This window comes from Roseomonas sp. CAU 1739 (genome assembly GCF_039839775.1).
In the GTDB taxonomy this organism is placed as follows: Bacteria; Pseudomonadota; Alphaproteobacteria; order Acetobacterales; family Acetobacteraceae; genus Neoroseomonas.
On the sequence record NZ_JBDOQQ010000014.1, the window covers coordinates 131,519 to 145,805 of the forward strand.

Genomic DNA, 14,287 nt, shown 5'->3' on the forward strand with positions numbered 1-14,287 from the left:
GTTGCGCCGACGTCACGGAAGCAGGCGGTGGATCGTCACATTCCGCAGTGTGCGGTCTTCCAGTTCCAGCGTCGTTGCCACGGCGTGGTGGACCAGCGGCTGCAATCCCTCGGCCGGCAGGTAGGCGCGGCCCGGATCGGCCAGCAACACCTCCGCCCCCCTGGCGGCGAGACCGCGCAGCCAGGGCAGGATATGCGCGGTCATCGGCGCCTCGTAGCAGACATCGCCGGCGAGGATGACGTCCCAGCGGCAGGGCGCGCCGACGATGTCGCCGTCCGGCGTCGCGACGGCCACGCCGTTCAGCGCGGCATTCACCCGCACAGCGGCCAGTGCGAGGGGATCGATCTCGGCGGCTTCGACCGACGCGGCGCCGGCCATGGCGGCGGCGATCGCGGCGATGCCGCAGCCCGCGGCGAAATCCAGCACCCTCTTGCCGGCCACGCGCGACGGGTCATCCAGCAGCAGCCGCGCCGTCGCCTGCCCGCCAGGCCAGGCGAAGGCCCAGAAGGGCGGTTCGATGTTGCGTTCGGCCAGCCAGGATTCCGTTGCCTGCCAGATGGGCGTGATCTCGGTGGCGAGGTGCAGCGCGATCTCCGGGACCAGCGGCGCGCGGGCGATGGTGGTATGGGCGCGGACGAAGTCCTCGGGGTTCACAGCCGGCCGATCAGGAAGGCGAGCGCCACCGCGAGGCCGACATCGCGATTGGCCTTGAACAGCCGCAGGCATAGCGCCGGGTCGCGGATGTCGAGCGCGACGACCTGCCGGGCCAGCAGCCCCGCCGGCAGCAGGAGCGCCGGGATGAACAGCCAGGACAGGCCGGCCAACAGACCCGCCAGCACCAGGAGCACCACGGCCGCCGCGTAGCAGCCGACCAGGAAGGGCCGCGTGCGTTCGCCGAAATGCAGCGCGGTGGATCGGATGCCGACCAGCGCGTCATCCTCGCGGTCCTGATGCGCATAGATCGTGTCGTAGCCGAGGATCCAGCAGAACCCCGCCGCCCACAGCGCGAAGGCGGGCGCATCCAATCCGCCCGTCGCCGCCGCGTATCCGGTCGGCGCGGCCCAGGAAAAGACCAGCCCCAGCATCGCCTGCGGAAAGTCTGTGACACGCTTGGCCAGCGGATACAGCGCGATCGGCATTAGCGACAACACGCCGAGCAGGATGGCAACCGGCGGCAGCGTCAGCAGGATCATGCAGGACACCAGCAGCAGGGCCACCAGGAAGGCCAGCGCCTGTCTGGGCCGCACCGCCCCGGACGCCAGCGGCCGCCCCGCCGTGCGTTCCACCTGGCGATCCAGGTCGCGGTCCCACAAATCGTTCACCACACAGCCGGCGCCGCGCATCAGCACCGCGCCGAGCCCGAACAGCGCCGTCAGCCACAACCCCCGCCCCCAGGACGGCGCGGCCATCGCGAAGGCCCACAACCCCGGCAAGAACAGCAGCCACGACCCGATCGGGCGATCCAGTCGCATCAGCAGCGCATAGGGACGCCAGCCCTCGGGCAGGCGCGCCACCCAGCCGCCGGCGCGGATATCGGTATAGGTATTCACGCGCGGTATAGAGGCTGCGGAGACCCTGCATGTCCACCCCGCGAAGCTACCTTGATGCCCCGCTGTCCGAAGGGGCGGAAATCCCCGGCACGCCGGCCCAGGCGCATCATCTCGGCACCGTGCTGCGGCGCGGGCCGGGCGATGCGGTGGCGGTGTTCAACCCACGCGACGGCGAGTTCGCCGCGACGATCGCGGCGCTGCGCAAGGATCGCTGCGCCTTCAGGCTCGGCGAACGCTTGCGGGCCCCGGCATCCGAACCAGACCTGCGCCTGGTGGTCGCGGTGCTGAAGCGCGATGCACTCGACTGGGTGGTGGAGAAGGCGACCGAGCTTGGCGTATCCGCCATCCACCCGGTCACCACCCGGCGGACGGTGGTCGACCGGGTGAATGTCGAGCGGCTGACGACCATCGCCCGCGGCGCCGCGGAACAAAGTGAACGTCTGTCCATCCCGGTCATCCACGCCTCCGTTCCGCTGCATGCGGCGCTGGACGCCTGGGACGGCGCCCCCCTGCTGGTGGCCGCGGAAAGGCGCGGCGCGTTGCCCATCGGCCACGCCACCCACGGTCTGAGGCTGCCTTGCGGCTGGCTGGTCGGTCCCGAAGGCGGCTTCGAGGGGGGTGAACTTGACGACGCGACGCGGCGACCCTTTGTTACCGCGGTCGCTCTCGGCCCGCGCATCCTGCGGGCGGAGACGGCGGCGGTGGCGGGCCTTGCCGTGCTGCAGGCACTGGCGGGCGACTGGGCCGTCACCTGAAGCGCCGCATCCTGCGGCGATATTGGATCGCGCCGCATCCTGCGGCGACAAGTGAACGCGCCGCATCCTGCGGCGACCACGGAAGGGCTGCATGTCTAATCCTGGCGAGTCGGATCCCACGCCGATCAGTTCGGCGCGACAGCTTGCCGGGTGGTTCGCCGCCGGGTCCAAGCCGCGCAGCCAATGGCGCATCGGCACGGAGCACGAGAAATTCGGCTTCCGCCGCGACACCCTTGCCCCGCCGCCCTACGAACCGGGTGGCATCCGCGCCATGCTCGAAGGGCTGATGGCGTTCGGGTGGGAACCGATCCTGGACCGCGGCAACCCGATCGGGCTGAAGCGCGGCGATGCCTCGGTCAGCCTTGAACCCGGCGGGCAGTTCGAATTGTCCGGCGCGCCGCTGGCCACGATGCATGAGGCCGCGGCCGAGCTCGCCAACCATCTGGAGGAGGTGCGCGCGGTGGCCGCACCGCTGGGCCTTGGCTTCGCGCCGCTCGGCTTTCATCCGCTGGCCAGGCGCGAGGACATGCCGTGGATGCCCAAGGGCCGCTACGCGATCATGCGCGAATACATGCCGCGCGTCGGGCATATGGGCCTCGACATGATGCTGCGGACCTGCACCGTGCAGGTGAACCTCGACTTCGGCGACGAGGCCGACATGGTCGAGAAGCTGCGCGTGTCGTTGGCATTGCAGCCGCTGGCGACCGCGCTGTTCGCCAATTCCCCTTTCACGGAAGGCAAGCCCAACGGCTATCGCACGCTGCGCGGCAAGGTCTGGACCGACACCGACCCCGACCGCACCGGCATCCCCGCTGTCGCCTTCGAGGACGGCTTCGGCTTCGACCGCTTTGCCGACTGGGTGCTCAACGTGCCGATGTATTTCATCATGCGCGAGGGGCAGTGGATCGATGCGGCGGGCATGTCCTTCCGCGCCTTCATGGAAGGCCGTGCCGAGAAGCTGCGCGGCCACACCGCGACGATGGGCGACTGGGCCGACCATGTCACCACGGTGTTCACCGATGTGCGGCTGAAGCGGTTCCTGGAAATGCGCGGCGCCGATGCCGGCGCGCCCGCCTTCCTGAACGCGCTGCCGGCCTTCTGGGTCGGGCTGATCTATGACGACGCGGCGCAGAAGGCCGCGCGCGCCCTGACCAAGGGCTGGTCGGTCGAGGAGATGCGCGCGCTGCGCGTGGCCGTGCCGAAGGAAGGGCTGACCGCGACGATCGCCGGGCGGCCGCTGCTGGACGTGGCGCGCGACGTGATGGCGATCGCGCGCGGCGGGCTGGTGGCGCGCGGGTTGGGCGAGGCGTCCTTCCTCGACCCGGTGGACGCCATCGTGGCGACGGGCCAGACTCAGGCGGATCGGTGGCTGGAACGCTGTGCGACGGTGTGGGGTGGCGACGTGTCGAAGGTGTTCGCCGAAGCGGCGGTGTAGCGCCGCGTCAGAGGTCGGCAAGCCCGCCGAGGATACCGCCGATCACGTCGAGCGATACCTTCGCTACCTCGACAGTCGCGCCGAGCACCGCGCCGGTCGCATCGACCACGACGCCGGCCGCCTGCGCGGCGAGGCCGAGCGCACCATCCGACGCCGCCTCCGCAACGCCGAGCGCGATGTCCGTGCCATCCGCGAAGCCGCTGCCTTCCGCCTGGCGACGGATCTCCTCGCGCTTCTGCTCATCGAGAGCGGCGTCGGGCGGAACGGGGATCATCGGGACCTCCTGGAAAGCACCGGGAAGCCTGGCGCGGAAGACGTCGCCGCACGATGAACGGCTTCAGCCTTCCGCGATGCTGCATTCAGGACAGTGCAGCGCCTTCCAGCGTGATGCGATGCAGCAGGCGGCGTTCGCCGTGATAGTCGTTCACCGCGTAGTGCCAGGTCGCCCGGTTGTCCCAGAAGGCGACGGAGCCTTCGCGCCAGCGGAAGCGGCACTGGAATTCCGGCTTGGCGGCGTGACGGTACAGATAGTCGAGCAGTGACCGGCTCTCGTCGTCCGTCCAGCCCTCGAACCGCAGGGTGAAGCCGGGGTTCACATACAATGCGCGGCGGCCGCTGCCGGGGTGGCGGATCACCACGGGATGCACCGCGTCCTGCGTCGCCTGGTCCGCATTGCGCAGCCGGCCCTTGAGATCGTCGGCCGGGTCGGACAGGCGCTTGGCGCCCGCGCCGAAGACATGCCGGCTGGAATGCACCGCGCGCAGGCCCTCGAGCGTCGCCTTCAGCCCATCCGACAGCGCGTCATAGGCGGCGAACATGCTGGCGAACAACGTGTCCCCGCCGACCGGCGGCAATTCGCGCGCGAGCAGGATCGACCCCATGGCCGGCACCTGGTCGTAGCTGTGGTCGGTGTGCCAGCCGCCGCCGATGTTCTTCTTCTGCTCCGGCTCCTTCCGCACCTCGGCGATCGCCGGATAGCCTTCGGCATGGGCGAAGAAGCGGTTGACGTTGATTGGCGCGAAGCGCTCGGCGAAGGCGATGTGCTGGTCCGGCGTGATCGACTGGTCGCGGAAGAACACCACGCCGCGGTCGAACAGCGTGTCGCGGATCAGGGCGACATCGGTCTCGGCCAGGTCGCTGGCGAGGTCGATGCCGAGAATCTCGGCCCCCACGGGGCCGGAGACGGGCTCGACGCGGACGGAATTGCTGTGCATGGGGGTTCCTTGCCGTTGTTCCTCGCCTGGCGCGGAAATCGTTCGCCTATGCTCACGAAACCAACCCCAGAATTTTGCTTCAGCGGGCATCCTGACGCGCCTGCCTGATTCCAGTCAGGCGCGATCTGCTTTAAACAAAACTAGAATTCTAATTCTAGTCAAGCCGGAGTTTCGCCATGGATGCCTCGGTGCTCGACGGGCTGAACCTGCCGGGCGTGTTTCCCGCCCGGCAGGACCGCAGCCGCGCCGCCGCGCTGGCCCTGATCGAGGCCGGCCTCGCGCTGCTGCGCGACCGCAGCTTCGATGCGCTGTCGATCGCCGACCTCTGCGCCGCCGCCGGCGTGGCCACCGGCTCCTTCTACGCGCGCTTCGAGAGCAAGGAGGCCTTCCTGCGCGCCGTCCAGCAGGTGGTGGTGACCGAAGCGGCCCGCGACATCGAGGCTCAACTGCCGCCGGACCACCTGCCGGCGATGTCGCTGCGCGACTTCCTCGGGCGCCTGGTGGAGAATTCAGTGCGCTGGCGGCGCCGGCATGAAGGGCTGATCCGCGCGTCCCTGCGCGAAGCGCGGGTGGATGACGGGGCCTGGTCGCCGTTGCGGGAATTGGGCCGCCTGCGGGTCGAGCGGACGCTGCCCGTCATCCTTGGCCTGCTGGGCCCCACGGCATCCCCGGCGGCGCCGGACGCGGTGCGCTTCGCCTTCCAGATCCTGTTCGGCACGCTGAACAACATGATGCTGGTCGATCCCGGACCCTTCGGCATCCACGACGCGGCAACACCGCGCCTGCTGGCCGAGGCGATGCTGCGGCTGATCGAGGCGGAGGCGGGGCAGGGCGCGGCGACCTACGGGCCGGGATGAGGCAGGCTGCGGCGGGCGCATGAGGAGGGGCGCAGGTCCATGCGCCCAAAGGATGGAGGGGCGTCGCCCCTCCAAACCACCCCACCAAAGGCCAACGGGCCTTTGGAATGCGATCTTTGGGTGCCGGGCATTGGGGTTCCCCCGGTTGCGTGGGCGCGTCGTGCCCAGCGCCACGAGGACATATCTGCCGCACGCAACAGGGGAGGGGTAAGCGATCGCCCCGTCCGGCGCTAAGTGACGGTTTCGAAAGGCCCCCGGCCTTTGGTGAAGTGAGGCCCGGAGAGGGGCGATGCAACTCTACGGGCAGCGCCCGGCCATCCCAATCAGACCGCCGTCCCACCCACTGTCAGCCCCGCCATCTTCAGCGTCGGCTGCCCCACGCCGACCGGCACGCCCTGCCCCTGCTTGCCGCATGTCCCGATGCCGGGGTCCAGCGCCATGTCGTTCGCCACCATCGTCACCTTGGTCAGCGCATCCGGCCCATTGCCGATCAGCGTCGCGCCCTTCACCGGCGCGCCGATCCTACCGTTCTCGATCAGGTAAGCTTCCGACGCGCTGAACACGAACTTGCCCGAGGTGATGTCCACCTGCCCGCCGCCGAAATTCACCGCGTAGAGCCCGCGCTTGACGGACGCGATCACCTCGCCCGGTTCATGCGCCCCACCCAGCATCACCGTATTGGTCATGCGCGGCATCGGGATATGCGCGAAGGACTGGCGGCGGCCGTTACCGGTGGGGGACACGCCCATCAGCCGCGCATTCTGCCGGTCCTGCAGGAAGCCGGTCAGGATGCCGTCCTCGATCAGCACGGTGCGGTTGGTCGGCGTGCCTTCGTCATCGACGGTCAGTGACCCGCGCCGGTCGGGGATGGTGCCGTCATCCACCACCGTCACGCCGGGGGACGCGATGCGCTGCCCGAGCAGCCCGGCGAAGGCCGAGGTCTTCTTGCGGTTGAAATCGCCCTCCAGCCCGTGGCCGATCGCCTCATGCAGCAGGATGCCCGGCCAGCCGGACCCCAGCACGACCTCCATCTCGCCCGCCGGTGCGGGCACGCTGTCGAGGTTCACCAGCGCCTGGCGCAGCGCCTCCTCCACGCCACCCTTCCAGCTTTCCTCGGTCAGGATGCGCGCATAGTCGAAGCGCCCGCCGGTGCCATAGGACCCGGTCTCGCGCCGTCCATCCTGTTCCACCACCACGGAAATGTTCACCCGCACCAGCGGCCGCAGGTCGGCCACGCGCTGCCCATCCGCGCGGATGATCTGCACCGCCTGCCATTCGCCGAAGATCGAGGCCATCACCTGCACCACGCGCGGGTCGCGGGCGCGGGCGAAGGCATCGATCTCCTGCAGCAGCGCGGTCTTGGCGGCGAAATCCATCTGGGTGAGCGGATTGGCGTCGGCATACAGCCGCGCATTGGTCGCCCGCGGCCCGGCCTCCATCACGCCCGACCGGCCCTGGCGCACCGCCTTCACCGTCTCGGCGGCGCGGGCCAGCGCCGCATCGGACAACTCGCCCGCATGGGCGTAGCCCGCCGCTTCGCCACTTACGGCGCGCAGCCCGAAGCCGCGCGTCGCATCGTAGGACGCCGTGCGGATGCGGCCATCGTCGATCGAGATGCCTTCGCTCTCGCGGTATTCGAGGAACAGTTCGCCATCCTCGCAGCCTTCGGTCGCCTCGCGCAGGCGGGCCTCGGCGGCGGCGCGGTCGACCAGGCCGAAGAACAGGGCGTCGGTGGTGGCAAGGGCCGTCATGTCGTCTCCTGTGTCGCCGTGCCGGCGAAGTCGATCCGGGCCTGGGCGTGAAAAGGCAGCGCCGGGCGCATTCTAGCCCCGCGGCCCTGAGATGGTGATGGCACGCGGCAGGCGAAGGGTTGCGATGGTGCCGCGCCCCGGATGGCTGTCGAGGCCAAGGGTCGCCCCCAGCGTCTCGGCGAGCAGCCGGGCGAGGTGCAGGCCAAGCCCCGAGCCCGGATACCGCCTGGCGAAGGAGGATTCGAGCTGGGTGAAGGGCTCGAAGGCGCGCGGGATATCGGCCGGGTCCATGCCGATGCCGGTATCGCTGACGCGGAAGACCAGGCCGCCTGCCTCGTCGCCGGCAGCCTCGATGCGGATGCGCCCGCCGGCGGGGGTGAACTTCACCGCGTTGCTGGCGACCACCTGAAGGATGCGGCGCAGCCGGCGCTCGTCGCAGACCGCACGCGGCAGGTCGGGTGCTGCCCCGGTCGTCAGGGTCAGCCCCGCCGCCTCTGCCTCCGCCGCGATGGCGGCGGCGATGCCGGCCACCAGCGCGGCGGGATCGACCGGCATGCTGCCCGGCGACGGCTCGGCGCCGCCGGCGCGCGCGACGTCCAGGATGTCGTCGATCAGCGCCAGCACCTGCCGCCCCGCCTCGCGCACCGCGCCGGCGTATTCGCCAACCTGCTCGGGCGCGGGATCGGTGAGCAGCGCCTCGGCATAGCCGATCACCGCCGACAGCGGGGTGCGCAGCTCGTGGCTCATGGTCGCGAGGAAGCGGGACTTCGCCTCGCTCGCCGCTTCGGCCGCGGCGCGGGCACGTTCCAGCTCGTCACGCACCTGCCGGTCATCGGTCACGTCGGTATAGGTGCGCACGAAGCCGCCATCGGGCGTGCGGTCGGTCATCACCTCGATGATCCGGCCATTGGGGCGGCGGCGGATGTAGCGGTCGGGGGCAGTCAGCGGCCGGGTCCACTGCGTGGCATCGGCGCGCAGGTCTTCCTGCGGCATGGCGAATTCGCCCAGCGCGGTCTGCGCGCGGCGCATCTCGACCAGGGTGGTGCCCGGGGACATCAGTTCCGGTGGCAGGCCGCACATCGAAGCGGCGAGGGCATTCGACGCCACCAGCCGGCTATCCCCGTCGAACAGCGCGATGCCGTGGCGCATGTTCTCGAGCATGACCTGCAGGATGGCGGCGTGCTCGCGCGCCTCGCGCTCGGCCTCGGCGCGGGCGGTGATGTCGATATGGGTGACCACGAAGCCCCCATCGGGCGTCGGGTCGGAGGAGACCTCCAGCACCCGCCCGGCAGGGGTCCTGCGCACCATGCGGTGCGGCTTGCTGCGGTCGAGCGCGATCGCGGTGCGCAGGACCTCGCTGGCCTCCGGCTCGGGCCCGAGGCGCCCGTTCGCGTGCAGGTCCTGCACCAGGTCATCGAGCAGCGCGCCCTTGCCGATGGCGCCCGGTTCGTGCCCGGCGAGTTCACCCGCCAGGTCGTTGGCGGCAATCACCCGCCGGTCCGGCCCATAGACCACAAGGCCATGGCGCATCGATCCCATCGCGGTTTCGAGCAACCGGGCGCGATGGCGCGCTTCCTCCTCGGCCCGCCACAGCGCGGTGATCTCGGTGACGACGGAGATATGCCCGCCATCGGGCAGCGGCGCGGTGCGCACGTCGAGCGCGGTGCCATTGGCGCGCAGCCGGCGGCGTTCCTGCGGGCGGGACAGGTCTCGCGCCATTTCCTGGCGGTACACCGCCTCGGCCTCGCCGGGGCCGTATTCGCCGGCCTTGGCGCGTCGCTGGATGACGTCCTCCAGCGTGTCGCCCACCCGGAGCGGCGCGCCCTCCATCAACCGGGAATAGGCGTCGTTGAACAGTGCGACGCGGCGGTCTGGGCCCCAGACGCAGATGCCATGCGGCAGGGCTTCCAGCACGCCATCGAGGATGGCGGCGCGGCGGCGCGCCTCGTCCTCGGCATGGCGCAGGTCGGTGACCTCGTCGCTTTCGATGAGGAATCCGCCATCGGGTTCCGGCGTGCTGTGGAAGCGCACCACCGTGCCGTCCAGCCGGTCGCGCTGGCCGCCGAGCCGCTTGCGACGGTCGGCGGCGAGCACGGCGCGGACATAACCGCGGTCACGGCTGGTCGCGAATTCGCCGGCCCGGGTCAGCGCTTCCATGATGTCGGACAGCGTCGGCCGGCCGGCCAGCATCTCGGGCGTCGCACCGATGTGCCGGCCATAGGCGGGATTGTGCAGCACCAGCCGCTGCGCGGCGTCGAACAGCGCGACGCCGCCGCGCTGCATGGTCAGCACATGGTCGAGCAACGCCGCGCGGGCCCGCGCGGCTGCCTCGGCGCGATTGAGGGCGGTGATGTCGACCGAACACAGCATGAAGCCGCCGCCGGGCAGGGGCAGGCTCGCCACCTCCGACAGTCGCGCGCCGTCGGCGCTGCGCACATGGCGCAGATGCAGGCTGCCGCGGTCCTGGGCCAGCGCCTGTTCGGCCAGAGCGGCGGGGTCGCCGGCCCCGAGAAGGCCGCGGAAGGCGAGCAGCCGCAGCATGTCGCGCAGCGGCGTTCCCGGCGGGAATCGGGCGGGGTCCGCCCCCGCCTCGCCCCACAGCGCCGGATTGGCGAGGACGAGCCGATCCGCCCCGTCCACCACCAGGATGGCATGGGGCAGGGCCTCGATGGCCCTGAGCGCGGCGTCGGCCGGGGTCACCCGGATCCGGCCGGCGGCGGCGGCTGGCGCAGCGCATGGATCGCGAGCAGAGCCCCCGTCAGGACCAGCACCGCGACCGACTGGTGCAGCGTGCCGAGCCAGGGCGGCACCACCGCGAGCAGCGTCGCCACCCCCAGCGCGTATTGCAGGGCGACCGCGATGGCGAGGCCCGTCACCGCCCCACGCACCCGCCCGCGCGGCAGGGCGCGAAAGGCCAGCACCGCCGCCCAGCCCGCGACGATCAGCGTCGCGGTGGCCAGCAGGCGGTGATTGAACTGCACCGCCGGGATATTGGCGGTGAGGTTCTTCCAGCCCGGATCCAGCACCCAATAGCCGCGCGGCAACAGGCGGCCCTCCATCAGCGGAAATGTATTGTAGTCGAAACCTGCGCGGATGCCTGCAACGAAGCCACCGGCCAGCATCGCCAGCACCGCGAGGCCCGCCGCCGCGTGCACCAGGCGACGCAGCGCCGGCGGCACGGGCGCGCCCTCGGGCCGCGGGCGCAGCAGGGTCATCGCGGTCCAGACGAGCACGCCGAACAGCAGGAAGGCCAGCGACAGGTGGATCACCAGCCGATAAGGCGACACGGCGGTGCGATCGGCGTCGAATCCCGAGGCGACCATGAACCACCCGACCGCCCCCTGCAGCCCGCCGAGGGCCAGCAGCAACAGCAGCCGCCCGCGGTATCCGGCCGGCACCTGCCCGCGCAGCCAGAACCAGGCGAGGCCCGCCACATAGGCGATGCCGATCAGCCGGCCCCAGAAACGGTGGATCCATTCGAGCCAGAAGATCTGCTTGAAGCCTTCCAGCCCGAAGCCCTGGTTGACCAGCTGGTACTGCGGGATGGTGCGGTACAGATCGTACAGTCGGTTCCACTCGGCATCGCTGACCGGCGGCAGCATGCCGGTGATCGGCGCCCATTCCATGATCGACAGGCCCGAACCGGTCAGCCGCGTGGCGCCGCCGATCGCGACCATGATCCAGACCAGGCCGGCGACAAACAGCAGCCAGCGTGCCACGGCGCGGTGGTGGGCGGCGGAACCCTCGGCGGCGGGCGCGGCCGGGACGCGTGAATCGAAAGGCATGGGCGCGATATAGGCGAGTGCAGGCCGGCCTGCACGGGGGCTGCTCGGCTTGCGGGGGACCGGCCGCGGGTGCTTGCCGCTCCGAGGCGGGGCTGCTACCGCCCACCGATGGTTTCCGAGCCCAGCGCCGCGACCGGACCCGCCGTGGTGGGTTCGCAGGCCGCCGCGCCACCCGTCCTGTCCGTCGTCATCCCCGTCCGCAACGAGGCGCCGAACATCGCGCCCCTCGTCGCCGAGATCGAGGCCGCGCTGGCCGCCGTGCCTCATGAGATCGTCTATGTCGATGACGGATCGACCGACGACACCCCGGCCGCCTTGCGCGCAGCCCGTGACGCCGGGGCGCCGCTGCATGCGATCCGTCACCGGGCATCCTGCGGCCAGTCGGCGGCGGTGATCACCGGGGTGAAGGCGGCGCGCGGCCGCTGGATCGCGACCCTGGACGGGGACGGGCAGAACGACCCGGCCGACATCCCCCGCCTGCTGGCCCGCGCTGAAGCCGAGGCCGAAGCCGGCCGCCGCACCCTGGTGGCCGGCCACCGGGTGAACCGCCGCGACAGCGGGGTGAAGCGGTATTCCAGCCGCATCGCCAACGCCGTGCGGTCCCGCCTGCTGCGCGACGCCACGCCCGATACCGGCTGCGGGCTGAAGGTGTTCCCGCGCGACCTGTTCCTCGACCTGCCGCATTTCGACCACATGCACCGCTTCCTGCCGGCGCTGACCTTGCGTCAGGGCGGGGCCGTGGTCAGCGAACCGGTGAACCATCGCCCGCGGGTCCGCGGCGTGTCGAACTACGGCACGATCGACCGGCTGCTGGTCAGCCTGTTCGACCTGGTCGGCATGGCGTGGCTGCAGCGCCGCGGCCGCCGCCCGGTCATCGAGGGCGACGAACGGCCATGACCGGCGCGGCGGCGTCCGGGCGGCGCCGCGCCGCGCTGCTGAAGCTGGCGATCCTCGCGACCGGGCTGGTGGTGGCCGGGCTGTTCCTGCGCGAGGTCGGCCTCGCCCCGGGCACCGATTGGGTGGATCGCTGGGTACTGGGGCAGGGGTTGCTCGGCGACCTGGTATTCATCGGCATTGGTGCGGCGGCGACGGCGGCGGGTGCGCCGCGCCAGGGGGTCGCCTTCCTCGGCGGCTACGCCTTCGGGATCGTCCAGGGCACGGCGGTGTCGCTGGCGGCGCAGGTCGCGGGCTGCGCGATCTCCTACCTGTGGGCGCGGGCGGTCGGGCGGGGTTGGGCGGAACGGCGCCTCGCCGGGCGCTTCGGGCATCGGCTGCGGCCATTGCGCGACGTGCTCGCCGGCAGCCCGTTCAATGCGACGCTGGCCCTGCGCTTGCTGCCGGTGGGCAACAACCTTGCGCTGAACCTGCTGGCGGGGATGGCGGGGATCAGCCTGCTGCCTTTCCTCGCGGCCTCGGCCATCGGCTATCTGCCGCAGACCGTGGTCTTCGCGCTGCTTGGCAAGGGCATCCGGGTGGATGGCGCCTGGCAATTGGCGCTCGGGGTGGGGCTGTTCGTGGTCTCGGCGGTTATCGGGCTTATGCTGCTGCGCCGGCACCAGGCGGGACGGGCCCTGGAAGACGAGGCCTGAAGCGCCACCTTTGCGCAGGATCATGGACGGCGCGGACCGTCCGGGGGAACGAGACGCGATGGACACGGATGTCGCCATCATCGGAGCCGGCCCGGCCGGGCTCGCCTTGGCCTGCGCGCTGGCCGGCAGCGGCCTGCGCATCACCCTACTGGAACGCGCGCCGGAGGCATCGATCGCCGATCCTGCCTTCGACGGGCGGGAGATCGCGCTGACCCACCGGTCGCAGGCGATCCTGCGCGACCTCGGCGCCTGGGATCGCATCCCGGCCGACCAGACGGCGCCGCTGCGCGAGGCGAAGGTGTTGAACGGCGCCAATCCGCTGGCGCTGCGCTTCGCGCCGGGGGGTGACGGGGAACCGCTCGGCCGGCTGATTCCGAACCATTTGATCCGTCGCGCGCTGTTCGAGACCGCCGCGACGACTGAGGCGCGGCTGGTCGCCGGGCGGTCCGTCACCGGCCTGTCGCTGGCGCCCGAAGGGGCCGAGGTGACGCTGGATGGCGGGGAGAAGGTGGCGGCGCGGGTCGTCGTCGCCGCCGATTCCCGTTTTTCCGAAGCGCGGCGCCGGGCGGGGATCGGGGCGCAGATGCTGGATTTCGGGCGGACGATGATCGTCGCGCGCGTGGCGCATGAGAAGCCCCATGGAGGCATCGCGACGGAATGGTTCGGCCATGGCCAGACCATCGCCATGCTGCCGCTGAACGGGGCGATGTCGTCCGTCGTGCTGACGCTGCCGCCGGCGGAGGCCGAGGCGGCGATGGCGCTGCCGCCCGAGGATTTCGCCGAGGAAGTGACACGGCGGTTCGAATCGCGCCTCGGGACGATGCGGCCGGCCGGGACGCGGCATGCGTATCCGTTGGTGGCGATCTATGCCCATCGCTTCGCCGCGCGGCGCTTCGTGCTGCTGGGGGATGCCGCGGTCGGGATGCACCCGGTGACCGCGCATGGTTTCAATTTCGGCCTGTCGGGAGCGGAGATCCTGGCCGGCGAGATGCGCCGCGCGACCGATCCCGGCGCGGCGGCGGGCTTGTCGCGGTATGCCGCCGCGCATCGGCGGGCGAGCCTGCCGCTGTTCCTCGCGACCAACGCGGTCGCACGGCTGTATTCGGATGACCGGGCCCCGGCGCGGCTGGCGCGTGCAGCGCTGATCGGCGCGGGCGCGGTGCTGGCGCCGGTGCGCCGGGCGATCGTCGCTGGGTTGATGGATGCGCCCGGGCGCACGTGGAAGCCGCTGCCCGGCGCGGGCCGGTAGGCGCTGCGGCGACGAGGGAGCCAGAGAGGGGCTTTGCCCCTCTCCGGACCTCACCCCACCAAAGGCATAAGGCCTTTGGAAACCATCACCTGGTGCCGGGCA

13 protein-coding genes are annotated in these 14,287 nt (G+C 71.1%); 6 read left to right on the forward strand and 7 right to left on the reverse strand.

Annotated features, from left to right (window positions below; genetic code table 11):
- Positions 1 to 12: 12 nt before the first annotated feature.
- The gene (locus AAFN86_RS21090) at positions 13 to 654 is read right to left on the reverse strand and encodes a 50S ribosomal protein L11 methyltransferase (RefSeq protein ID WP_347545526.1); all 642 of its coding nucleotides are present in this window, start codon (positions 652 to 654) and stop codon (positions 13 to 15) included.
- Entirely contained in the window at positions 651 to 1,550 is a 900-nt protein-coding gene (gene ubiA / locus AAFN86_RS21095; protein WP_347545527.1) for a 4-hydroxybenzoate octaprenyltransferase, read from the reverse strand. Before ubiA ends, AAFN86_RS21090 begins: the two co-directional genes overlap by 4 nt.
- Positions 1,551 to 1,579: 29 nt before the next feature.
- Between ubiA and AAFN86_RS21100 the strand changes: the two genes are divergently transcribed.
- Positions 1,580 to 2,305 carry a 16S rRNA (uracil(1498)-N(3))-methyltransferase gene (locus tag AAFN86_RS21100; RefSeq protein WP_347545528.1) on the forward strand — a complete coding sequence of 242 codons (726 nt, stop codon included), beginning with the start codon at positions 1,580 to 1,582 and terminating at the stop codon, positions 2,303 to 2,305.
- 91 nt (positions 2,306 to 2,396) lie between these two features.
- Positions 2,397 to 3,740 (forward strand): glutamate--cysteine ligase, encoded by a 1,344-nt coding sequence (locus tag AAFN86_RS21105; RefSeq protein ID WP_347545529.1) that lies wholly within the window; start codon positions 2,397 to 2,399, stop codon positions 3,738 to 3,740.
- 7 nt (positions 3,741 to 3,747) lie between these two features.
- On the opposite strand, the gene AAFN86_RS21110 is transcribed toward AAFN86_RS21105, so the two are convergent.
- Entirely contained in the window at positions 3,748 to 4,014 is a 267-nt protein-coding gene (locus AAFN86_RS21110; protein ID WP_347545530.1) for a hypothetical protein, read from the reverse strand.
- Positions 4,015 to 4,099: 85 nt separating this feature from the next.
- Positions 4,100 to 4,954 carry a TauD/TfdA family dioxygenase gene (locus AAFN86_RS21115; protein WP_347545531.1) on the reverse strand — a complete coding sequence of 285 codons (855 nt, stop codon included), beginning with the start codon at positions 4,952 to 4,954 and terminating at the stop codon, positions 4,100 to 4,102.
- Positions 4,955 to 5,130: 176 nt separating this feature from the next.
- Between AAFN86_RS21115 and AAFN86_RS21120 the strand changes: the two genes are divergently transcribed.
- Positions 5,131 to 5,811 carry a TetR/AcrR family transcriptional regulator gene (locus tag AAFN86_RS21120; RefSeq protein ID WP_347545532.1) on the forward strand — a complete coding sequence of 227 codons (681 nt, stop codon included), beginning with the start codon at positions 5,131 to 5,133 and terminating at the stop codon, positions 5,809 to 5,811.
- Positions 5,812 to 6,134: 323 nt separating this feature from the next.
- Here AAFN86_RS21120 and tldD read toward each other — a convergent pair whose 3' ends face one another.
- The 3 genes from tldD to AAFN86_RS21135 all read right to left on the reverse strand — a co-directional run bounded on the left by tldD (position 6,135) and on the right by AAFN86_RS21135 (position 11,347).
- The gene (gene tldD, locus AAFN86_RS21125) at positions 6,135 to 7,562 is read right to left on the reverse strand and encodes a metalloprotease TldD (protein ID WP_347545533.1); all 1,428 of its coding nucleotides are present in this window, start codon (positions 7,560 to 7,562) and stop codon (positions 6,135 to 6,137) included.
- A gap of 72 nt (positions 7,563 to 7,634) precedes the next feature.
- On the reverse strand, positions 7,635 to 10,262 hold the full coding sequence (locus AAFN86_RS21130) for a PAS-domain containing protein (protein WP_347545534.1): 2,628 nt from the start codon (positions 10,260 to 10,262) through the stop codon (positions 7,635 to 7,637).
- Positions 10,259 to 11,347 (reverse strand): COX15/CtaA family protein, encoded by a 1,089-nt coding sequence (locus AAFN86_RS21135; RefSeq protein WP_347545535.1) that lies wholly within the window; start codon positions 11,345 to 11,347, stop codon positions 10,259 to 10,261. The genes AAFN86_RS21130 and AAFN86_RS21135 overlap by 4 nt, the downstream gene beginning before the upstream one ends.
- Before the next feature lie 108 nt (positions 11,348 to 11,455).
- Between AAFN86_RS21135 and AAFN86_RS21140 the strand changes: the two genes are divergently transcribed.
- Genes AAFN86_RS21140 through ubiM form a run of 3 tightly spaced genes read left to right on the forward strand, consistent with a single transcriptional unit; the run spans position 11,456 to position 14,185 of the window.
- The gene (locus AAFN86_RS21140) at positions 11,456 to 12,244 is read left to right on the forward strand and encodes a glycosyltransferase family 2 protein (RefSeq protein ID WP_347545536.1); all 789 of its coding nucleotides are present in this window, start codon (positions 11,456 to 11,458) and stop codon (positions 12,242 to 12,244) included.
- Positions 12,241 to 12,936, forward strand: coding sequence for a VTT domain-containing protein (locus tag AAFN86_RS21145; RefSeq protein WP_347545537.1), 696 nt, complete (start codon positions 12,241 to 12,243; stop codon positions 12,934 to 12,936). The genes AAFN86_RS21140 and AAFN86_RS21145 overlap by 4 nt, the downstream gene beginning before the upstream one ends.
- Before the next feature lie 58 nt (positions 12,937 to 12,994).
- Positions 12,995 to 14,185: a 5-demethoxyubiquinol-8 5-hydroxylase UbiM gene (ubiM, locus tag AAFN86_RS21150; protein ID WP_347545538.1), complete on the forward strand. Its 1,191-nt coding sequence runs from the start codon at positions 12,995 to 12,997 to the stop codon at positions 14,183 to 14,185.
- Positions 14,186 to 14,287: the final 102 nt, after the last annotated feature.

Bases quoted from the DNA above. Each gene is read 5' to 3' on its own strand.
- AAFN86_RS21120 (WP_347545532.1), top strand. From the start codon at position 5,131: ATGGATGCCTCGGTGCTCGACGGGCTGAACCTGCCGGGCGTGTTTCCC.
- AAFN86_RS21100 (WP_347545528.1), top strand. From the start codon at position 1,580: ATGTCCACCCCGCGAAGCTACCTTGATGCCCCGCTGTCCGAAGGGGCG.
- tldD (WP_347545533.1), bottom strand. From the start codon at position 7,562: ATGACGGCCCTTGCCACCACCGACGCCCTGTTCTTCGGCCTGGTCGAC.
- AAFN86_RS21135 (WP_347545535.1), bottom strand. From the start codon at position 11,347: ATGCCTTTCGATTCACGCGTCCCGGCCGCGCCCGCCGCCGAGGGTTCC.
- AAFN86_RS21140 (WP_347545536.1), top strand. From the start codon at position 11,456: ATGGTTTCCGAGCCCAGCGCCGCGACCGGACCCGCCGTGGTGGGTTCG.
- AAFN86_RS21115 (WP_347545531.1), bottom strand. From the start codon at position 4,954: ATGCACAGCAATTCCGTCCGCGTCGAGCCCGTCTCCGGCCCCGTGGGG.
- AAFN86_RS21105 (WP_347545529.1), top strand. From the start codon at position 2,397: ATGTCTAATCCTGGCGAGTCGGATCCCACGCCGATCAGTTCGGCGCGA.
- ubiM (WP_347545538.1), top strand. From the start codon at position 12,995: ATGGACACGGATGTCGCCATCATCGGAGCCGGCCCGGCCGGGCTCGCC.
- AAFN86_RS21145 (WP_347545537.1), top strand. From the start codon at position 12,241: ATGACCGGCGCGGCGGCGTCCGGGCGGCGCCGCGCCGCGCTGCTGAAG.
- AAFN86_RS21110 (WP_347545530.1), bottom strand. From the start codon at position 4,014: ATGATCCCCGTTCCGCCCGACGCCGCTCTCGATGAGCAGAAGCGCGAG.